This is a genomic window from Cellulomonas sp. P4_H4, from assembly GCF_056400865.1.
The window spans coordinates 173,440-192,849 of the sequence record NZ_JBFUKL010000002.1; the positions used below are offsets into that span (position 1 = coordinate 173,440).

A 19,410-nucleotide genomic window follows, 5' to 3' on the forward strand; every position below is an offset into this window, starting at 1 on the left:
CCACGGCACCCGCGGTCACCGCCCGCCGCCCCCGGCCCCGCGCTTCTCGGCGCTTTCCCCCAGGTGAGCTGATGACTGCCCCCACGCAAGACCCGACCCACGCGCACGGCGACGGCGCCGCGCAGGCCGCTCCGGCCGGCGAGACCCCGGTCCTCCAGGCCGTCGGGATCCAGAAGTACTTCCCCGTCCGCGGGTTCCGCTCCAAGAAGGTCGTGCACGCGGTCGACGGTGTCGACCTCGAGCTGTACCGCGGCCGCGTCGTCGCCCTCGTGGGCGAGTCGGGTTCCGGCAAGTCGACGATCGCCCGGCTGCTCGCGCAGCTGATGCACCTGACCGACGGCCAGATCCTGCTGAACGGCGAGGATGCCAAGACGAAGGGCCACGCCGGCTTCCAGCGGTACGTGTCCAAGGTCCAGATGATCTTCCAGGACCCGTTCGCGTCGCTGAACCCCGTGCACACCGTCCGCTACACGCTGACGCGCTCGCTCAAGATCCACCGCGGCCGCCTGCGCGGCGACGAGCTGGAGAAGGCGCTCGGTGAGCTCCTCGAGCGCGTGAACCTGCGGCCCGCGTCGCGGTACATCGACAAGTTCCCCCACGAGCTGTCGGGTGGGCAGCGCCAGCGTGTCGCGATCGCCCGCGCCCTGGCCGCCAACCCGCAGGTCCTGCTCGCCGACGAGCCGATCTCGATGCTCGACGTGTCGATCCGCCTCGGCATCCTCAACCTGCTGCGCGACCTGCGCGACCGCCTGCAGATCGCGATCCTCTACATCACGCACGACATCGCGTCGGCCCGCTACTTCGCCGACCGCACGATGGTGATGTACGCCGGCCGTGTCGTGGAGAGCGGTGACAGCGAGTCCGTCACGCAGGACCCCAAGCACCCGTACACGCAGCTGCTCGTCCGGTCGGCCCCCGACCCCGACGACCTCGACGCCCGTGCCCGCGGCGCTCGCGGCGAGGCGCCGAGCCTCGTGACGCCGCCCGACGGCTGCCGCTTCAACCCGCGCTGCCCGTTCGCCACCGACGTCTGCCGCACCGAGCTCCCGCCGCTGATGGACGTGGGCGTCGGTCGCAAAGCCGCCTGCTGGGGCTACTCGGACCGTCCCGACCGTCCGCAGCTCGGTTCGGTGCTCGACGCGTACGGCGCCCGCCCGTCGATCGACGTCGACGTCGTTGTGCGCGCCGAGGCCGACCTCGCGGCCGCCGGCGGACCGACGTCGCCGGGCGCTGCAACCCCTGGTCAGGAGGACCCGCGATGAGATTCATGGTCCGCCGGATCATCTTCTACATCGTCACCGCCTGGGCGGCCGTGACGTTGAACTTCTTCATCCCGCGCATGATGCCGGGCGACCCCGTCACGGCCCTCATGGGTCGTCTGCAGGGCCGGATCGACTCGCACGCCGAGGCCGCGCTGCGGACCCTGCTGGGTCTCGACGAGAGCGCGTCGCTCTGGCAGCAGTACCTCGACTACTGGAAGCTGATCCTGCACGGCGACCTCGGCCGCTCGTTCACGTTCTTCCCGCAGCCCGTCGCCGAGATCGTCATGCAGGCACTGCCCTGGACGGTCGGCCTCGTCGGGGTCGCGACGATCATCGCGTTCACCCTGGGCACGCTCGTGGGCCGGTCCATCGGCTGGCGCCGCGGCACCTGGGCCGACTCGGCCCTGCCGATCTCGGCCTTCTTCTCGGCCGTGCCGTACTTCTGGCTCGCCCTGATCGCCATCTCGGTGTTCTCGGTCCGGCTCGGCTGGTTCCCCTCCAGCGGCAGCTACGACCGCGCGATGGTGCCGAACTGGTCGTTCGCGTTCATCGGGTCCGTCATCTACTACGGCTTCCTGCCCGCGATGACGATCGTCGTCGCGTCGGTGTCCGGGTGGATCCTCGGCATGCGCAACATGATGGTCACGGTGTCCTCCGAGGACTACGTGACCGTCGCGCAGGCCAAGGGCCTCAAGGAGCGCAAGGTCATGGGCGGCTACGCCTCCCGCAACGCGATCCTGCCGCAGGTGTCCAGCTTCGCCCTGTCGCTCGGGTTCGTGGTCGGCGGCACCCTGATCATGGAGATGGTCTTCTCCTACCAGGGCATCGGCTACGTCCTGTTCACCGCGGTGACGACGCACGACTACCCGCTCATGCAGGGCTGCTTCCTCGTGATCACCCTCGCCGTCCTCGTCGCCAACATCGTTGCCGACTTCGTCTACGCCGCGCTCGATCCGCGGACCCGGCAGGAGGGCTGACATGGCTATCGACCTGACGATGCTGGAGGAGACGCCCGACGTCGCCACCGCGGACACCACGACGGCCGGCAAGAAGCGGTTCGTCTTCCTGCGGAACTCGAAGTCGCTCACCGGGTTCGTGATCATCGCGTTCTTCGCGGTCCTGGCCGTCATCGGCCCGTGGATCGCTCCGTACGAGCCCGGTGCGCTGAGCGCGGACCTGCTGCAGGCCCCGTCCTCCGCGCACTGGCTGGGCACCAACCAGCTGGGTCAGGACATCCTGTCGCAGATCATCGTCGGCACCCGCAGCGTCATGATCGTCGGCATCATCGCCGGCGTCGGTGCCACGGCGATCGGCGTCCTCGTCGGTGTGACGTCCGGCTACATCGGAGGTATCGGCGACGAGGGCCTGTCGATGCTCGCCAACATCTTCCTGGTCATCCCGCAGCTCCCGCTCATCATCATCATCGCCGGCCAGCTGCCGTCGGCGGGTGGCGTCACGGTCGCCGCGGTGATCGCGGTGACCGGCTGGGCGTGGGGTGCGCGCGTGCTGCGTGCCCAGACCCTGTCGTTGCGACGACGCGACTTCGTCGAGGCCTCGAAGGCCAGCGGTGAGAGCACGTGGCGCATCATCACCGCGGAGATCCTGCCGAACCTGACGGCCATCATCGCCTCGGGCTTCGTCGCGACCGTCGTGTTCGCAGTCCTCACGCAGACCACGCTGGCGTTCATCGGGATCGGTGACCCGAACGACTGGAACTGGGGAACCATCCTGTACGGCGCGCAGAACAACCAGGCGCTCTCGCGTGGCGCCTGGTGGTGGTTCGTGCCCGCCGGTCTGTGCATCGCGCTCGTGGGCATGGCGCTGACTCTCATCAACTTCGGGATCGACGAGTTCGTCAACCCGCGGCTGCGCAGCGTCGGCATGAACGCCAAGACCCTGCGCAAGCGTGGCATCCGTCCCCGCATCGGGTTCACGCCCGTCGTGTACGAGGCGCCCGGTGCGTCCCGACCCTCGACGACGCTCACGAAGTCCGAGGAGATCGCCGTGACCGGCATCGCCCCCTCGAACGGTCACCACGCGAAGGAGGACCGGTCATGAGCGCCGTTCCCACACGGTCCGTCTGGACCCCGGGCGAGGTCGGCCGCGTCGCCGAGCCCGTCCTCGAGATCAAGAACCTGTCGGTCGACTACGGCTTCGACGACAACCCGACGCACGTGCTGCGCGACGTCTCGCTGACGCTCAACCGCGGCGAGGTGCTCGGCCTGGCCGGCGAGTCCGGCTGCGGCAAGTCGACGCTCGCCTACGCGGCCACGCGCCTGCTGCCGCCGCCGGGCATGATCACGGGCGGCGAGGTCATCTTCACCGACCGTTCGGGCGACCAGGTCGACGTGCTGGCCATGAGCGACCAGGACCTGCGTGCGTCGCGGTGGCAGGACATGGCGATCGTGTTCCAGGGCGCGATGAACTCGCTCAACCCGGTGCACCGCGTGGGCCGGCAGATCTCCGACGCGCTCCTGGCGCACCTGCCGACGATGAAGAAGAAGGAGTCGCTCGAGCGCGCGGCCGACCTGCTGGACATGGTCGGCATCTCGCCCGACCGGCTGCGCTCGTATCCGCACCAGCTCTCGGGCGGCATGCGCCAGCGCGTCATGATCGCCATGGCGCTCGCGCTCGACCCGCAGGTGCTGATCATGGACGAGCCGACGACCGCGCTCGACGTCGTCATGCAGCGCCAGATCGTGGAGCAGATCGCCGAGCTGCGCGACCGTCTGGGGTTCTCGGTCATCTTCATCACGCACGACGTCTCGCTGCTCATCGAGATCGCGGACCGCATCGCGATCATGTACGCGGGGGAGATCGTCGAGGAGGCCGCCGCGCAGGACGTCTACCGGCGTCCGCGGCACCCGTACTCCGACGCCCTGCTGCACTCGTTCCCGCCGCTGCGCGGGCCGCGTCGTGAGCTGGGTGGCATCCCTGGGTCGCCGCCCGACCTTGCCCACCGGCCGACGGGCTGCCCGTTCCGCGACCGGTGCGCCCACGCGTTCGACGCGTGCGCGACGGTCGCGCCGGAGCTCGTGGTCCCCGCCGTGCCCGGTGACGACCCACGCCGTCAGGTGGCCTGCCTGCGGCACGACCCCGCTGCGGTCGCTGCGGCCGGGTTCGCGCCCGTGCCGGTGCCCGTGGAGCTGTCCGTCCGCTGATCGGTTCGTCACGTCCTGTCCAGGGGTTCGCAGATCCCCGGTCCGTCCTCGGTGGCATCCGCCTCGGTCGTCGCTCGTCGGCGATCGTGTCGCCACCGAGGGCGGGCTGGTCAGCCTGCGCCCCTCCGGTCCCCGACCCCGGGCCGCGACCCCGGGGTCGGCGCTAGGAAGCAGAGGAGCCGCGCGGTCCGCCGTGCGGCTCCTCTGGTTCGCTGCGCCACCGAGCCCCTCGTCGGCCACCCGTTCCTATCCGGCGACGGGGTCGAGAACGCAGCTGTGCACGCCAGAACGTCGTCTGGCGTGCACAACTGCGTTCTCGAGGACACTCCGAGCTGTCAGGAGGGCCGCGCCCGGACGTGCATCCTTGCTGTGCTTGTGGCGGCCCGGCCTGGCGAGGGTTAGGAGGGCCGCGCCCGGACGTGCATGCGTGCTGTGCTTGTGGCGGCCCGGTCTGGCGACGGTTAGGAGGGCCGCGCTCGGACGTGCATCCTTGCTGTGCTTGTGGCGGCCCGGCCTGGCGAGGGTTAGGAGGGCCGCGCCCGGACGTGCATGCGTGCGCCTTGCCGCCCGAAGATGCTCAGCACCTCCGCCGGCTGGGTGCCCTCGTTGGCGAACCAGTGGGGGACGCGGGTGTCGAACTCGGCGGCCTCGCCAGGCGGCAGCTCGAGGTCGTGCTCGCCGAGCACGAGGCGCAGGCGGCCCTCGATCACGTACAGCCACTCGTAGCCCTGGTGCGTCCCGAGCTCGGGGTCGGGGACGTGCGGCGTGGGCGGGATGACGAGCTTGAACACCTGGATCTCACCGGTGCTCCGGGACAGGGGGATGACGGTGCGGCCGTGCCGCGTCACGGGCCTCGGGTGGACCCGCGGGTCGCCGGTGGCCGGAGCGCCGACGAGCTCGTCGAGCGGGACCCGGTAGAGCGCCGCGAGCGGCACGAGGAGCTCGAGCTGAGGCCGTCGGGTACCGGACTCCAGGCGCGACAGCGTGCTGACCGAGATCCCGGTCGTCGCTGACGCCTGGGCCAGGGTCAGGCCGCGCTGCTGACGGACCAGGCGCAGCCGCGGGCCGACTGCACGCATCACGAGCTCGACGTCGTCCGACGCTCCTTGTGCCATGGCTGCCAGTTTGCCACTTCGGCAACGGGGGTTGCTGCACCGGCACCACGGCGCCCACGGTGGGGGCATGAGCGAACAACAGGACGTGGTGGTGATCGGCGGCGGCGCTGCCGGCCTGAGCGGGGCGGTGATGCTGGCCCGGTCCCGACGGTCGGTGCTGGTGGTCGACGCGGGCGAGCCGCGCAACGCGCCTGCCGCCGGCGTGCACGGGCTGCTCGGTCAGGAGGGCGTGCCCCCGGCGGAGCTGCTGGCCCGCGGCCGCGAGGAGCTGGCGGCGTACGGCGGTGCGGTCGTCTCGGAGCGGGTCGTGGACGCACGTCGCGACGAGGACGGGTTCGTCGTGACCACGGACGACGGGCGCGTGGTGCGCGCTCGCCGGTTGCTGATCGCGACGGGCCTGGTCGACGAGCTGCCCGACGTCCCCGGGCTGCACGCGCGCTGGGGCCGCGACGTCCTGCACTGCCCGTACTGCCACGGCTGGGAGGTGCGCGACCAGGCGATCGGCATCCTGGCGACGTCGGCCCGCGCACTGCACCAGGCGATGCTCTTCCGGCAGCTGTCCGACGACGTCGTCGTCTTCCGGCACACCGCCGACCCCTTCGACGACGCGCAGTCTGCGACGCTGCACGCGCGAGGAGTCCGTGTCGTGGAGGGGACCGTCGACGAGGTGGTCGCCGACGGCGACCGGCTCGTCGGGATCCGGGTCGGGGCGACGGTGACGCCGCGTGACGCGCTCGTCGTCGCCCCGAGGTTCACGGCGCGGACGGTCGGCCTCGAGGGGCTCGGGCTGGACGTCGAGGTGCTCGACGGTGCGGCCGGGACGTACGCGGCGGCAGGGGAGATGGGCACGACGAACGTGCCGGGAGTCTGGGTCGCGGGCAACGTCACCGACCTGTTCGCCCAGGTGGGCGCATCGATGGCGGCGGGCACGCGGGCCGGGGCGATGATCAACGCCGACCTCGTCGACGAGGACGTGCGCCGGGCGGTCGCGGGGACGACGTGACCCGTCACGTGCCACTCACAGGTCAAGAGCCGCCCACGTCCAGGTTCCCCACAGCCCAGGCCGGTGTTGTGGTTCCCGAGCCCGTGGACCACCACCCGCTCGACCACGCAGCCGGGAGGCACGCGATGAGCACCATGACCGCAGCAGAGCTCGACCTGGACCTCGCACCGCGTCAGCGCCCGTCGCTGGGACGGCACGACGACGCGACCGAGCTGCCGCAGCCGTGGCTCACGGCCAGCGTGCGCCCGGCCGGGTCGTTCGGGCGCGGGGACGTGGGCCGCCTGCGCGCGCTCCTCGACGCGCTGTCTGGGTCGGCGTCGATGGTCGTGCTCGACCTCGCGGCGGTGACGCTGCGCAGCCACCACGCCGCCGACGCGATCGACGAGGCCGCGGTCGAGCTCGAGCGGCACGGCGGTTGCCTGCTCTGCATCAACGCCGACGACGAGGTCCGGGCGCAGCTGGGCACGTGCACGCACGCGGTCGTGGTCGGGCCGGCCGAGCCGGCCCCTGCGGGCGTCCCGCGCTGACCGCACCGCCCGTCAGCCCGACCACGGGGGCCGACCGCCCGGCCGGGGTGACCTACCGTTGTCCGGTGAGCGACGCCCCTGTCCTGCGCGCATCGGCGCGCCCGGCCCCGGGCGTCGGCGACCGTCGGACCGGCGTCGTGGTGCTCGCGCTGCTGGTCGCCCTGGCGTCGTTCGTGGGCGTCTGGCTGCTGTGGCGGGTGTTCGTCGACACCCTGGCCGGGCAAGAGGTCGAGAACGCGGCGTTCCAGGGTGCGCGGTACGGGCAGACGCAGCTGTGGCGGGTGGCCGAACGGGTTCTCGACGTCGTCTCGGTCGGGTTCATCGCGCTCGTCCTGATCGCCGCCATGCTCATCGCCGCCGTGCGTCGCCGCTGGTCGCTCGCGGTGCAGGTGGCCGTACTGATGATCGGTGCCAACCTCACCACCCGGCTGCTGAAGTACGAGGTGTTCGTCCGTCCCGACCTCGGCGTCGAGGCCAGCTACGGCAACACGCTGCCGAGCGGCCACACGACCGCGGCCGCGTCGGTGTCGGCCGCCCTCCTGCTCGTCGTGCCCCCGCGGGCGCGTCCGTGGGCGGCCGTGCTCGGTGCCGGCTACACGACGGCGACGGGCATCTCGACCCTCATCGGTCAGTGGCACCGGCCCTCGGACGTCGTCGCGGCGGTGCTCGTGGTGCTCGCGTGGACCGCGATCGCCTGCGCCCTGGTCGCGCTCACGCCGGCGCGCGTCCCGACGACGACCGGTGCGCTGCGGGTACCAGCGAGCACAGGGGCTGACCGGGACCCGACGCCCGCGACGATGCGGTTGGTGGTCTCGATCCTCGTCATCACGGGTGTGGCCGCGGCAGGTTGCGCGGCGGTCGCGCTGTCGCACACGTGGAACAACGTCGACGACCTCTCCGCGCGTGCGGAGCAGGTCACGGCGTACCTCGGAGGGGCCGCCGGGGCCCTGATGGCGTCGTGCCTGGCGTTCGCGATCATGCTGGTCCTGAGGCAGGCGGCGGCCGCTCGTCCTGCCGGTTCCGGAACGTCCGGCTGATCTGCGCAGTTACCGGCAGGTAGCGGTTTCCACCCGCCGACCCGATTCCCAGCGGCTTGACGGAACGACGTAGAGTCCGCAGCGGTGCACCAGCGCGGTGTCGGCCGACCCCGCGCAGTCTGAGGAAGGCCGGACGTATGTCTGCAGGGCGCAAGCTCGTCATCGTGGAGTCGCCTGCCAAGGCGCGCACGATCGCGGGGTACCTGGGCGACGGGTACGACGTCGAGGCGAGCGTCGGGCACATCCGGGACCTCCCGCAGCCCTCGGAGCTGCCCGCGGACATGAAGAAGGGTCCGTTCGGGAAGTTCGCCGTCGACGTCGACAACGGCTTCGCTCCGTACTACGTGGTGGACGCCGACAAGAAGAAGAAGGTCAGCGAGCTCAAGAAGCTGCTGAAGGACTCGGACGAGCTCTTCCTGGCTACCGATGAGGACCGCGAGGGCGAGGCCATCGCCTGGCACCTGCTGCAGGAGCTCAAGCCCAAGGTCCCGGTCAAGCGCATGGTGTTCCACGAGATCACCCCCGAGGCGATCCAGCGGGCGCTGGCCAACACGCGCGAGCTCGACGACCGGCTCGTCGACGCCCAGGAGACCCGCCGCATCCTCGACCGGCTGTACGGCTACGAGGTCAGCCCGGTGCTGTGGCGCAAGGTCCGCCAGGGACTGTCGGCCGGACGCGTGCAGTCCGTCGCGACGAGGCTCGTGGTCGAGCGCGAGCGTGAGCGGATGGCGTTCGTCGCCGCCGACTACTGGGACATCACGGGGACATTCGCCGTAGGAGGCACAGCGGCCGACGAGGCCGAGCCGTCCTTCCCCGCGCGACTGTCGTCGGTCAACGGCCGACGAGTCGCCTCGGGTCGTGACTTCGCCGACAACGGCACCCTGAAGTCGTCCGACGTCGTGCACGTCGACGAGGCGGTCGCGACGGCCCTCGTCGCCAACCTCGCGTCCTCCGAGTTCTCCGTGGCCTCGCTGGAGACCAAGCCGTACACGCGCAAGCCCGCCGCGCCGTTCACGACGTCGACGCTGCAGCAGGAGGCCTCGCGCAAGCTGCGGATGGCCTCCCGGCAGACGATGCGCACCGCGCAGGGCCTGTACGAGAACGGCTACATCACCTATATGCGTACGGACTCCTCGTCGCTCAGCACGCAGGCGATCGACGCCGCTCGTCGCCAGGCGTCGGAGCTGTACGGCCCCGAGTTCATCCCCGACGCGCCCCGCGTGTACACGAGCAAGGCCAAGGGCGCGCAGGAGGCCCACGAGGCCATCAGGCCCGCCGGTGACCACTTCCGCACGCCGGCCCAGGTGGCCAAAGAGCTCTCGGGCGACCAGTTCCGCCTGTACGAGCTGATCTGGAAGCGCACGGTCGCCTCGCAGATGGCCGACGCCCGCGGGCAGACCGCGTCCGTCCGCCTCGGCGCCAGGGCCTCCGACGGCACCGAGGTCCTGTTCTCCGCCTCGGGGACGGTCATCACGTTCCGCGGCTTCCTGGCGGCGTACGAGGAGGGTCGCGACGTCTCCCGGTACGACACCGACTCGTCGACCGCGGACGCCGAGAAGGGCGACGCCCGGCTGCCCAAGATGGCCGAGGGCGACCCGCTGTCGGCCTCCGAGCTGACCGCCGACGGTCACCGCACCTCGCCGCCCCCGCGCTACACCGAGGCCTCGCTCGTCAAGGCCCTCGAGGAGCGCGGCATCGGCCGTCCGTCGACGTATGCCGCGACCATCTCCGTGATCCAGGACCGCGGCTACGTGACCGGCCGCGGACAGGCCCTCGTGCCGTCGTGGCTCGCGTTCGCGGTGACCCGGCTGCTCGAGGAGAACTTCGACTGGCTGGTCGACTACGACTTCACGGCCGAGATGGAGCTGGACCTCGACGCGATCGCGGCGGGGGACAAGGACCGGGTGGCATGGCTGTCGCGGTTCTACTTCGGCGACGGCTCGGGCAACGAGGAGGGCGAGGGTCTGCGCGACCTCGTCGCGAACCTGGGTGAGATCGACGCCCGTGAGGTCAACTCGATCCCGATCGGCGAGGGCATCGTGCTCCGCGTCGGCCGCTACGGGCCCTATCTCGAGGACGCCGCCGCCGAGCCCGGTGAGGACGGCAACCCGCGTCGCGCGTCGGTGCCCGAGGAGCTTGCGCCCGACGAGCTGACGGTCGAGAAGGCGCGCGAGCTCCTGGAGACGCAGCCCGAGGGCGACCAGGTGCTCGGCACAGATCCCGTCGCCGGCACGCAGATCGTGGCGCGCAACGGCCGTTACGGCCCGTACGTCACCGAGGTCCTGCCCGACCCGGAGATCGACACGTCCCTGTCGCAGGCCGCGCAGAAGCGCGCTCTGGCGGCCGCGCCGAAGCCGCGCACGGGGTCGCTGTTCAAGTCGATGTCGCTGCAGTCCGTGACGCTGGACGACGCCCTGATGCTGCTCTCGCTGCCGCGCCTGGTGGGCACGGACCCGGAGACAGGGACCGAGATCACCGCACAGAACGGCCGCTACGGCCCGTACCTGAAGAAGGGCACGGACTCGCGGACGCTCGCCTCCGAGGAGGCGCTCTTCACGACGACGCTCGACGAGGCGCTCGCCATCTACGCGCAGCCGAAGCGCGGCCGCGGCGCGACCTCGGCCCCGCCGCTGCGCGAGCTCGGCGACGACCCGACGTCCGAGAAGCCGATCGTGGTCAAGGAGGGCCGGTTCGGCGCCTACGTCACCGACGGGGTCACCAACCGGACCCTGCCGCGCGACCTGACGCCCGAGTCGATCACGCGCGAGCAGGCCATCGAGCTGCTCGTCGAGAAGCGTGCGTCGGCGCCCGCCAAGAAGAAGGCCCCCGCCCGCAAGGCGACGACCACACGGGCGAAGGCTCCGGCGAAGAAGGCCGCGACCAAGAAGTAGCCCCGCCGTCGTCCGGGGTCGACCGACGCGTTAGGTTTGCGCCATGGCACGCACCGAGGACCCCCGTACCGCTCCGCCGATCCGCTGGGGCATCCTCGGCGCCGGCGGCATCGCCGCCGTGTTCGCCTCTGCGGTGAACGCCCACACCCGCGCCCAGCTCGTCGCCGTGGGCTCGCGGAACCACGACCGCGCCTCCCGTTTCGCGACCGCGCACGGCATCCCGACGGTGCACGTCGGGTACCGGGGGCTCGTCGACGACGACCGGGTCGACGCGGTCTACGTCGCGACCCCGCACTCGGAGCACCTCGAGCACGCGCTGCTGGCGATCTCGGCCGGCAAGCACGTCCTGGTCGAGAAGGCGTTCACGCGCAACGCCGCCGAGGCCGAGCAGATCTTCGCGGCCGCCCGCGAGGCGGGCGTGTTCGTCATGGAGGCGATGTGGACGCGGTTCCTGCCGCACGTCGACGCGCTCCACCAGGTGGTCGACGCCGGCGAGATCGGCGACATCGTCAACATCTCCGCCGACCACGGCCAGTACTTCACGTTCGACCCGAAGAGCCGCCTGTTCGACCCGAACCTCGCGGGCGGCGCCCTGCTCGACCTCGGCGTCTACCCGGTGTCGTTCGCGCACGACTTCCTGGGCGTCCCGGACGCGATCCAGGCCGTCGGCCAGCTGACGGAGACCGGCGTCGACGGTCAGATCTCGATCGCGATGACCTACGGCGCACGGACGCAGGCGACGCTCATGACGACGCTCTGGGCGAAGTCCCCGACGACCGCCGAGATCTCCGGCACCGAGGGCCGCATCAGCGTCGCCGGCGACTTCTACGGCACGACGTCGTTCCGCGTGCAGCGCCTCGACGGTCGCGTCTGGACCTTCGACAAGCCCGGCCAGAAGGGCCTGCAGTTCGAGGCCGCCGAGGTGGCCCGACGCGTCGCGGCCGGCGACGTCGAGAGCCCCCGCATGACCTGGCAGAACACGCTCGAGGTCATGCGGACGATGGACTCCATCCGCGCGCAGGTCGGGGTCGTCTACCCGGGCGAGTGAGCGACGCGTCACGGTTCCGGGCGCACGTCGATGTCCGCGGTGGCGGCTACCCTGGCGCACGTGACCGAGCCCTCGTCGTCCGCCAGCCCGCACGGGTTGTTCGTGTCGTTCGAGGGTGGTGACGGCGCCGGGAAGTCGACGCAGGCTCGCCTGCTCGGCGACTGGCTGCGCGGGCTCGGCCGTGAGGTCGTCCTGACGCGCGAGCCCGGTGGCACCGAGCTCGGCGTCGAGCTGCGCAACGCCGTGCTGCACGGCGACCACGTCGACGCCCGCACCGAGGCCCTGCTCTACGCGACCGACCGCGCGCACCACGTGGCGACCGTGGTCCGGCCCGCCCTCGCGCGCGGGGCCGTCGTCGTCACCGACCGGTACCTCGACTCGTCGGTCGCCTACCAGGGCAGCGGACGGGACCTGGGGGCCGACGAGGTCGAGCGTCTCTCCCTGTGGGCCGTCGACGGTCTGCTGCCCGCTCTGACTGTCCTGCTCGACCTCGACCCGGTCGCCGGTCGCGCGCGGCTGACGGGGGAGCCGGACCGCCTCGAGCGGGCCGGTGACGAGTTCCACCGCAGGACCCGGGCGGCGTTCCTCGGGCGCGCGGAGGTCGAGCCCGGCCGCTGGCTCGTGCTCGACGCGACCCGGCCGATGGACGAGCTGGCGCAGGCGGTCCGCGAGCGGGTGTCTGCGCTCGTGGGTGCCGGCACGGGCACGGACGCCGCGTGACCAGCGTCTGGGACGACGTCGTCGGGCAGGAGCCCGCGGTCGAGGTGCTGCGCACCGCGATCTCGGACCCGTCGGCGATGACGCACGCGTGGCTGATCACCGGCCCGCCCGGGTCGGGGCGGTCGAACGCTGCTCGCGCGTTCGCGGCCGCGCTGCAGTGCGAGACCGGCGGCTGCGGCGTCTGCCACGACTGCACGACGACCCTGCGCGGTCTGCACCCGGACGTGACGGTCGTCGCGACCGAGGGCGTCTTCATCCGGGCCGAGACCGCTCGCCCGCTGGTCGAGCTCGCGCAGCGCAGCCCGGCACAGGGGCGTCACCGCGTGATCATCATCGAGGACGCGGACCGCCTGAACGACACGAGCGGCAACGCGCTCCTCAAGGCCATCGAGGAACCCGCAGGTCGCACCGTCTGGCTGCTGTGCGCGCCGAGCCAGGAGGACGTCCTGGTGACCATCCGGTCGCGCTGCCGCAGCGTGGCGCTGCGCGTCCCGCCGGTCGACGCGGTCGCCTCGTTGCTGGTGTCTCGTGACGGCATCGACCCCGACGTCGCCCAGGTCGCCGCCCGCGCCGCCCAGAGCCACGTCGGCATCGCGAGACGGCTCGCACGCGACCCGCAGGCCCGTACCCGCAGGTCCGCGGTGCTCGGCATCGCCGCGAAGATCCGTGGCGTGGGCGACGCGGTGCTGGCAGCCGGTGAGCTCGTCGAGACGGCCCAGGCCGACGCGAAGGCCGCGACCGAGGAGCGCGACGCGAGCGAGCGTGCCGAGCTCCTGCGGTCGATGGGAGCCGAGGGTGCTGCGACGCTCCCGCCGTCGCTGCGCACCCAGGTCAAGCAGCTCGAGGAGGACCAGAAGCGCCGCGCGACCCGGGCGCAGCGCGACGTGCTCGACCGCGCGATGGTCGACCTCCTCTCGCTCTACCGCGACGTGCTCGTGGTCCAGCTCGGCTCCGACGTCGAGCTGGTGAACGTCGAGCACGAGCCCGCTGTACGCGCGCTCTCGGAGTCGAGCACGGCGGAGCAGACGCTGCGCCGGATGGACGCCGTCGGGCAGGCGCGCACGCGGCTCGCGGGCAACGTCGCGCCGCTCCTCGCGGTCGAGGCGATGGCGGTCGCGCTGCGGCCGCAAGGATGAACCGCGGCGTCGGCTCAGAGAACTCCCAGCAATCTCCCCGAGACTCCCACGGACCTGCCAGTCTCGGCGGCTACCGTGTGGGCATGCTGCCGTCGACCGATCACCCCGCCGCGCCCGGACGCGACGCGAGCGACCGTCGGCGACGCCGCCCGGTCGCCCTCGTCGCCTCGCTGGTCGGGCTCGCACTCGTCCTCGTGGGCTGCGCCGCACCGAAGAACCAGGCGACCGTCGAGACCCCCCGCGCGGACTCGACGACGTCGACCGGTCCGCTGGCCACCTACTACGACCAGCAGCTCGAGTGGTCGTCGTGCGACGCCGGCGAGTGCGCCACCGCGCAGGTCCCGCTCGACTATGCGGACCCCTCCGGTGACTCGATCGACATCGCCCTGGCCCGCTCGAAGGCTTCCGGCGACGACACGCTGGGCTCGCTCCTGCTGAACCCGGGCGGTCCCGGGGCGTCGGGCATCGACTTCCTCGACCAGGCCAAGGGCATGGTCAGCGAGGACGTGCAGAAGAAGTACGACCTCGTCTCGTTCGACCCCCGCGGCGTGCAGCGCTCGACCCCGGTGACGTGCGTCGACGACGCCCAGCTGGACGAGCTCCTCGCGTTCGACCCGGACTACTCGACGGACGCGGGCATCCAGCACGTCATCGACGTCTACGGCGACCTCGGTCAGGCGTGCCTCGAGAACACCGGCCCCGTGCTCGGGCACGTCGACACCGTCAGCGCGGCCCGCGACCTCGACATCCTGCGCTCGGCCCTCGGTGACGACGAGCTCCACTACCTCGGCTTCTCGTACGGCACCGAGCTGGGCGCCACGTACGCGGCACTCTTCCCGACGACGGTCGGGCGCATGGTCCTCGACGGCGCGCTGCCCCCGACGTTGTCCTCGTTCGATGCGTCGAAGGGCCAGGCCGCCGGCTTCGAGGGCGCTCTGCGCGCCTACGTCGCGGACTGCCAGGCCGGCAGCGACTGCCCGCTGACCGGCTCCGTCGAGGACGGGCTGCACCAGGTCCGTCGTCTGCTGGACCGGGCACGCGTGAACCCGCTGCCGACCAACACCGACCGCGAGCTGACCAGCTCGCTCGCCTTCTACGGGATCGCGCTGCCGCTCTACTCGCAGCAGTCGTGGACCTACCTGACGCAGGGGCTCGACGCCGCGATCCGCAAGGGCGACGGCTCGGTCCTGCTCCAGCTCGCAGACATCTACTCCGACCGCGAGGCCGACGGCACCTACTCGACCAACGGGACCGTCGCCTTCAACGCGATCAACTGCGTGGACACCCCTCGCGACCCCGAGCCGGACTTCGACGTCATGCGCGACGAGGCGGCGCAGATCGAGGAGGTCGCGCCGACGGTCGGCTCGTTCTTCGGGTACGGCGACACCATCTGCGCGAAGTGGCCGGTCCCCGCCGCCGCCGAGCTGCCCGACTACACCGCCGCCGGGGCGCCGCCGATCGTCGTCGTCGGGACCACGAATGACCCGGCCACGCCGTACCAGTGGGCCGAGCAGCTCGCGGACCTGCTCGACTCCGCCGTGCTGCTGACCTACGAGGGCGAGGGCCACACGGCCTACGGCTCGTCCAACGACTGCATCGCCGACGCCGTCGACACCTACCTGCTGGGCGGCGACGCCCCGGCCGCCGGGACGCGCTGCTGACTGTCGAGTTGCCGTCCGGGCACGCTCGGGTGACGGTGGCCCGATGGCAGCCAACCCCCGTCGCGGACTCGTCGCACGCTCCGTCCTGCTCGGCTGGGCCGCGGGCGCGCGCTCGTCCCTCGGACCCGGTGCCGTCACGGCGACGAGCCGCAGACCCGCTCTCGTCCGCGTCGGCGCCGTCTCCGCCATCGTCGGCGAGCTGGTGGGCGACAAGCTCCCGTCAGCCCCGAGCCGGCTCGATCACGGGGGAGGCGCCGTGCGCGCCGGGGCGGGCGCGATCGGCGCCTCACTCCTGGCCGGCCGGTATGGAGCGCGACCCTTCGCGCCCGCGATCGCCGGCGCGGTCGCCGGGCTCAGCGGCGCCTACGTCGGGGCGGCGTGGCGCCGGTGGGCGGTCGGCCGGATGCCCGACTGGCAGGCCGCGTTGCTGGAGGACGCCGTCGCGATCGGTGCGGCAGCCGTCGCAGTCCTGCCCGGACGGCGACGATGACGGCTCGCTTTGGAGCGGCCGGGGTCCTGCGGGTACAGTGAGCGCGCTCGCCGTGGTCCTGCGGACCGCGTCGACGCCGCCTTAGCTCAGTCGGCAGAGCGTCTCACTCGTAATGAGAAGGTCAAGAGTTCGATTCTCTTAGGCGGCTCAGACAAGAAAGGCCCCGTCACCTGCACACCAGCAGGAACGGGGCCTTCGTCATGAGATCGAGAATCTGGCCGAGTGCCGCCATGTCTGTAGCTGTGTCCCGATCGCGTTTTCTCTCGCCGCCCGAACCCACAGGTCGCTCGTTCGACGACACCACTGGGGCGCGTCGAGTGGCTTCCGGCTTCGACGCGCCCCAGAGGACGGACCTGCAGCAGCCCATGCGTTGGACCCGTCATGTACGAACCTAGCCCACAAAACCACGCCAGTCACAGGCCTTTCAACCGTTTGCCATCGATCCTGTGACTACGTGGTCGTGCGCGATGGGTCGCCTGGTCGACAAGGTCAGCGAACTCCGGGCTCGAGTAGCGGCTGTCTCCGCTGCCGTCGACACAGCGACAGCCGAATAGGCCCAAGCCGTGACGGCAGCGCGATCCGCTCAGGCTGCGGTCGACTCGGCAGACCACCAGGGACGGTCTCTCCGTCAGCAACCGGGGCCGACGGCGCCCACTACGAGCTGTTCGGCGACTCGGCGTGGGACAACGAGACCTGGAGAGACCCCTGGGTCTTCCCCGACTCGCACGGCGCCGGCTGGCACATGCTCGTCACTGCACGAGCGCGCCACGGCGAGCTGCGCGAGCGCGGCGTCGTCGGTCACGCCACCTCGAGCGACCTGCTGACATGGCAGGTGGGGCCGCCGTTGAGCGATCCGGGGAACGGGTTCGGACAGCTCGAGGTCCTGCAGGTGGTCCAGGTCGAGGGACGTGGCGTGCTGCTGTTCAGCTGCCTCGACGGAGAGCTCGCCGACGAGCGGCGGGAGACCGACCCGGACGGTGGCATCTGGAGCCTGCCTGTCGACGACCTCGCCGGCCCGTTCGACATCAGCCGTGCCACACGCCTGACGGACAGCTCGCTGTACGCAGGTCGTCTTGTCCAGGACCGGTCCGGCGCGTGGAACCTGCTCGCCTTCGTCAACCGCGACGAGTCGGGAGACTTCGTGGGCGGGCTCTGCGATCCGATCCCCGTGACGTGGATCGGCGACGCACTGACCTGCGAGCTCACCCCGGCTCGCCAGGCGTCAGCGGTCTAGGGCAGAGCGAGCCTCAACGCCCTGCGCCGTCAGCTCGGCATCCGGTTGAATCGGCGGATGATGCGGTCGAAGACCCGAGCTGGAAGGACGCGGTGCAGGGCGTTGACGCTCGCGGCCGTCGAGCCGGCCGTGCGCCGCAGTCTCGGGTTCCGATCGGTGGCCGCCGCGACGATCACCTTGGCCACGACGGCAGGGGCGTCGCCGCTGCTCGTGTTCTTCGCCAGAACCGCTTCGTAGTTGCGCCGCCCCGCCTCGTAGAGCGGCAGTGGCGTGTCGGCCTGCACGCTGTGTGCCCCGAACGGGGTGTTGATCGGGCCGGGCTCGACCAGCAGGACCCGGACGCCGTAGTCGCGGACCTCGTGGTCCAGCGACCCGGAGTAGCCCTCGACCGCGTGCTTGGTCGCGACGTAGAGGGCCATGAACGGGCTCGCGACGAACCCACTGAGGGAAGAGACGTTGATGATGCGCCCGCGCCGTTGAGCACGCATGTGCGGCAGGACCGCCTTGGTCATCCGCATGACGCCGTAGACGTTGATGTCGAAGACGCCCTGCGTCTCGGCGATCGAGAACTCCTCGGCGGCGCCGGTGGTGCCGACGCCGGCGTTGTTGACCAGGACGTCGATGCGCCCGAACTGGTCGATCACCTGCTGGACCACCGAGGCGACCGATTCGTCGTCGGTCACGTCGAGGTCGAGGTAGGTCACCCCGGCGGGTGCGGTGAGTCGCGCGGTGTCGCGGCTGGTTCCGATCACCTCGAAGCCCGCGGTGGCGAGTGCGATCGCCGACGCCTTTCCGATACCTGAGGACGCGCCTGTGACGAGCGCGACCTGCCGGGCTGCTGTCATTGCGGGCTCCTGAGGTTCTCGATGCCGTATCGGCATGGGGTGGAAAGCCAACTGATCTTCCCTGGACTATGACTGTACTCAGAACTGAGGTCGGTCACGTTCTATTCCAGGGCTTCGTGCGGCGCCGCTCGATCGGCATGGTGCGCCGCGTTCCGCTCGGACCCCCCGAAAGGAACTCTGAGGTCACTCAATTGTGAAGTCGCTCGGAAGTATCGCCACGCGAGCCCGGCTCCGCGCGCGGCACTCGACGCCGTGATGGCGATCGTCCGCCAACGGGCGGACCTACCTGCGGGAGATCGTCTTCGGCGACCCTGCCGAACCCCACCACCGTGACGCCCTCGAGCTGACCGTGCAGACAGAGGAGGCGATCGCCGCCGTGCTCCAGCGGGACGGCCGCATCACCGCGAGGGACGCCGCTGCGCGAGCGCACATCGTCTCCGCCATCATGTTCCTCAGCATGGTCGCGACGATCAACGCCACCAGCCCGGTCGAGGACGTCGTGCAGGACGTCCGGGACCAGGTCCGGGTGCTGCTGCCGGAGTGACACGGTGGCTCGTCCAGCCTTCAGCGAGCGAGCCACAGACCGGCGACCGCGGCGGCGTCCCACAAGATGGCGATGAGCGCCGGCCAGGCCAGCCGGTGCCCCACAGCCCCACCATCAGGCGCGGACGCCTGCGCCTGTCCGATCAGGTCGACGACCTCGGCCGGGGAAGGGTTGCCCGCAGTCAGCGGAGCGAACTCCAGCCCGTACACCATCGAGTACGCATGTCCCGCGTCCTGTTCGGCGTCGGCGCCCGCCGGCCGGGTCCGGAAGATCAACGCACCCTCGTTCGCGGCAACCCCGTGCACCATGGGCAGCGGGATGCGTTCTGAGACGATGATGCCGCGCACGAACAACGCCGTGCTGCCGATGCGCATCCGTGGCGCTCCGGCGTCGGCCCAGAAGTACCCGAAGATGCCGATACCCAGCGCCAGGAGCACGGTCCCGACCGGGTCGTCCCCGGCGTCCACGGACACGGACTGGTAGGCGGCGAACCCGATGACGGGCACCGCGAGCCACGGACCGATCCGCCCGGTGCGGCGCATCGCCGTGCGGATCAGTGACTCAGCGCCCGACCAGAACCCCGGCCCGGCCTCGAGAGCATCCGCATGATCGTCCTGCGTCCGGACGATCTCGGTGCGGGAACCCGGAGCTGGGGTCGTACACGACATCCATCACGTCGCCGACTGCCTCGGGTCGAGCGGCTCGACTGCAAGCAGCGCGCACGCCACGGCACCCG

Annotated in this window: 18 protein-coding genes and 1 tRNA gene; 16 read left to right on the plus strand and 3 right to left on the minus strand. The window is 71.3% G+C overall.

Annotation, left to right across the window (positions count from 1 at the left end; genetic code table 11):
- Nucleotides 1–71: 71 nt before the first annotated feature.
- Genes AC1DPN_RS07080 through AC1DPN_RS07095 form a run of 4 tightly spaced genes read left to right on the plus strand, consistent with a single transcriptional unit; the run spans nt 72 to nt 4,423 of the window.
- Nucleotides 72–1,262, plus strand: coding sequence for an ABC transporter ATP-binding protein (locus AC1DPN_RS07080; protein WP_477084030.1), 1,191 nt, complete (start codon nt 72–74; stop codon nt 1,260–1,262).
- Nucleotides 1,259–2,239, plus strand: coding sequence for an ABC transporter permease (locus AC1DPN_RS07085; protein ID WP_477084031.1), 981 nt, complete (start codon nt 1,259–1,261; stop codon nt 2,237–2,239). Before AC1DPN_RS07080 ends, AC1DPN_RS07085 begins: the two co-directional genes overlap by 4 nt.
- Before the next feature lies 1 nt (nt 2,240).
- Nucleotides 2,241–3,320 carry an ABC transporter permease gene (locus tag AC1DPN_RS07090; RefSeq protein WP_477084032.1) on the plus strand — a complete coding sequence of 360 codons (1,080 nt, stop codon included), beginning with the start codon at nt 2,241–2,243 and terminating at the stop codon, nt 3,318–3,320.
- The gene (locus AC1DPN_RS07095) at nt 3,317–4,423 is read left to right on the plus strand and encodes an ABC transporter ATP-binding protein (protein ID WP_477084033.1); all 1,107 of its coding nucleotides are present in this window, start codon (nt 3,317–3,319) and stop codon (nt 4,421–4,423) included. The genes AC1DPN_RS07090 and AC1DPN_RS07095 overlap by 4 nt, the downstream gene beginning before the upstream one ends.
- A gap of 524 nt (nt 4,424–4,947) precedes the next feature.
- On the opposite strand, the gene AC1DPN_RS07100 is transcribed toward AC1DPN_RS07095, so the two are convergent.
- Nucleotides 4,948–5,538 (minus strand): helix-turn-helix domain-containing protein, encoded by a 591-nt coding sequence (locus AC1DPN_RS07100; protein ID WP_477084034.1) that lies wholly within the window; start codon nt 5,536–5,538, stop codon nt 4,948–4,950.
- Between the two features lie 67 nt (nt 5,539–5,605).
- Here AC1DPN_RS07100 and AC1DPN_RS07105 point away from each other — a divergent pair, with 67 nt between their 5' ends.
- From AC1DPN_RS07105 to AC1DPN_RS07155, 11 genes are all read left to right on the plus strand, one after another.
- The gene (locus tag AC1DPN_RS07105) at nt 5,606–6,541 is read left to right on the plus strand and encodes an NAD(P)/FAD-dependent oxidoreductase (RefSeq protein WP_477084035.1); all 936 of its coding nucleotides are present in this window, start codon (nt 5,606–5,608) and stop codon (nt 6,539–6,541) included.
- A 125-nt stretch (nt 6,542–6,666) separates the two neighbouring features.
- A complete protein-coding gene (locus tag AC1DPN_RS07110; protein ID WP_477084036.1) occupies nt 6,667–7,068 on the plus strand; it encodes a hypothetical protein in 402 nt (133 codons plus the stop codon).
- Nucleotides 7,069–7,133: 65 nt separating this feature from the next.
- A complete protein-coding gene (locus AC1DPN_RS07115; protein ID WP_477084037.1) occupies nt 7,134–8,105 on the plus strand; it encodes a phosphatase PAP2 family protein in 972 nt (323 codons plus the stop codon).
- Between the two features lie 137 nt (nt 8,106–8,242).
- Entirely contained in the window at nt 8,243–10,996 is a 2,754-nt protein-coding gene (gene topA / locus AC1DPN_RS07120; protein WP_477084038.1) for a type I DNA topoisomerase, read from the plus strand.
- A gap of 43 nt (nt 10,997–11,039) precedes the next feature.
- The gene (locus AC1DPN_RS07125) at nt 11,040–12,044 is read left to right on the plus strand and encodes a Gfo/Idh/MocA family protein (protein ID WP_477084039.1); all 1,005 of its coding nucleotides are present in this window, start codon (nt 11,040–11,042) and stop codon (nt 12,042–12,044) included.
- A gap of 30 nt (nt 12,045–12,074) precedes the next feature.
- Entirely contained in the window at nt 12,075–12,764 is a 690-nt protein-coding gene (gene tmk, locus AC1DPN_RS07130; RefSeq protein ID WP_477084040.1) for a dTMP kinase, read from the plus strand.
- A complete protein-coding gene (locus AC1DPN_RS07135) occupies nt 12,761–13,900 on the plus strand; it encodes a DNA polymerase III subunit delta' (protein WP_477084041.1) in 1,140 nt (379 codons plus the stop codon). Before tmk ends, AC1DPN_RS07135 begins: the two co-directional genes overlap by 4 nt.
- Before the next feature lie 83 nt (nt 13,901–13,983).
- Nucleotides 13,984–15,561 carry an alpha/beta hydrolase gene (locus AC1DPN_RS07140; protein WP_477084042.1) on the plus strand — a complete coding sequence of 526 codons (1,578 nt, stop codon included), beginning with the start codon at nt 13,984–13,986 and terminating at the stop codon, nt 15,559–15,561.
- Nucleotides 15,562–15,604: 43 nt separating this feature from the next.
- Nucleotides 15,605–16,051, plus strand: a complete 447-nt coding sequence (locus tag AC1DPN_RS07145; protein WP_477084043.1) for a hypothetical protein — start codon at nt 15,605–15,607, stop codon at nt 16,049–16,051.
- A gap of 75 nt (nt 16,052–16,126) precedes the next feature.
- Nucleotides 16,127–16,199 (plus strand) — tRNA-Thr (locus tag AC1DPN_RS07150).
- A 594-nt stretch (nt 16,200–16,793) separates the two neighbouring features.
- Complete coding sequence (locus AC1DPN_RS07155; protein WP_477084044.1) at nt 16,794–17,285, plus strand: glycoside hydrolase family protein; 492 nt, start codon at nt 16,794–16,796, stop codon at nt 17,283–17,285.
- A 29-nt stretch (nt 17,286–17,314) separates the two neighbouring features.
- Here AC1DPN_RS07155 and AC1DPN_RS07160 read toward each other — a convergent pair whose 3' ends face one another.
- Entirely contained in the window at nt 17,315–18,130 is an 816-nt protein-coding gene (locus tag AC1DPN_RS07160) for an oxidoreductase (protein WP_477084045.1), read from the minus strand.
- A gap of 349 nt (nt 18,131–18,479) precedes the next feature.
- Here AC1DPN_RS07160 and AC1DPN_RS07165 point away from each other — a divergent pair, with 349 nt between their 5' ends.
- Complete coding sequence (locus AC1DPN_RS07165) at nt 18,480–18,674, plus strand: hypothetical protein (protein ID WP_477084046.1); 195 nt, start codon at nt 18,480–18,482, stop codon at nt 18,672–18,674.
- 20 nt (nt 18,675–18,694) lie between these two features.
- Here AC1DPN_RS07165 and AC1DPN_RS07170 read toward each other — a convergent pair whose 3' ends face one another.
- Complete coding sequence (locus tag AC1DPN_RS07170; protein ID WP_477084047.1) at nt 18,695–19,342, minus strand: hypothetical protein; 648 nt, start codon at nt 19,340–19,342, stop codon at nt 18,695–18,697.
- Nucleotides 19,343–19,410 lie beyond the last annotated feature (68 nt).

Excerpts from the sequence above, each read along its gene's own strand:
- AC1DPN_RS07080 (WP_477084030.1), top strand. The coding sequence starts at position 72 with ATGACTGCCCCCACGCAAGACCCGACCCACGCGCACGGCGACGGCGCC.
- AC1DPN_RS07085 (WP_477084031.1), top strand. The coding sequence starts at position 1,259 with ATGAGATTCATGGTCCGCCGGATCATCTTCTACATCGTCACCGCCTGG.
- AC1DPN_RS07090 (WP_477084032.1), top strand. The coding sequence starts at position 2,241 with ATGGCTATCGACCTGACGATGCTGGAGGAGACGCCCGACGTCGCCACC.
- AC1DPN_RS07095 (WP_477084033.1), top strand. The coding sequence starts at position 3,317 with ATGAGCGCCGTTCCCACACGGTCCGTCTGGACCCCGGGCGAGGTCGGC.
- AC1DPN_RS07100 (WP_477084034.1), bottom strand. The coding sequence starts at position 5,538 with ATGGCACAAGGAGCGTCGGACGACGTCGAGCTCGTGATGCGTGCAGTC.
- AC1DPN_RS07105 (WP_477084035.1), top strand. The coding sequence starts at position 5,606 with ATGAGCGAACAACAGGACGTGGTGGTGATCGGCGGCGGCGCTGCCGGC.
- AC1DPN_RS07110 (WP_477084036.1), top strand. The coding sequence starts at position 6,667 with ATGAGCACCATGACCGCAGCAGAGCTCGACCTGGACCTCGCACCGCGT.
- topA (WP_477084038.1), top strand. The coding sequence starts at position 8,243 with ATGTCTGCAGGGCGCAAGCTCGTCATCGTGGAGTCGCCTGCCAAGGCG.
- AC1DPN_RS07125 (WP_477084039.1), top strand. The coding sequence starts at position 11,040 with ATGGCACGCACCGAGGACCCCCGTACCGCTCCGCCGATCCGCTGGGGC.
- tmk (WP_477084040.1), top strand. The coding sequence starts at position 12,075 with ATGTCCGCGGTGGCGGCTACCCTGGCGCACGTGACCGAGCCCTCGTCG.
- AC1DPN_RS07140 (WP_477084042.1), top strand. The coding sequence starts at position 13,984 with ATGCTGCCGTCGACCGATCACCCCGCCGCGCCCGGACGCGACGCGAGC.
- AC1DPN_RS07145 (WP_477084043.1), top strand. The coding sequence starts at position 15,605 with ATGGCAGCCAACCCCCGTCGCGGACTCGTCGCACGCTCCGTCCTGCTC.
- AC1DPN_RS07155 (WP_477084044.1), top strand. The coding sequence starts at position 16,794 with ATGCTCGTCACTGCACGAGCGCGCCACGGCGAGCTGCGCGAGCGCGGC.
- AC1DPN_RS07160 (WP_477084045.1), bottom strand. The coding sequence starts at position 18,130 with ATGACAGCAGCCCGGCAGGTCGCGCTCGTCACAGGCGCGTCCTCAGGT.
- AC1DPN_RS07170 (WP_477084047.1), bottom strand. The coding sequence starts at position 19,342 with ATGTCGTGTACGACCCCAGCTCCGGGTTCCCGCACCGAGATCGTCCGG.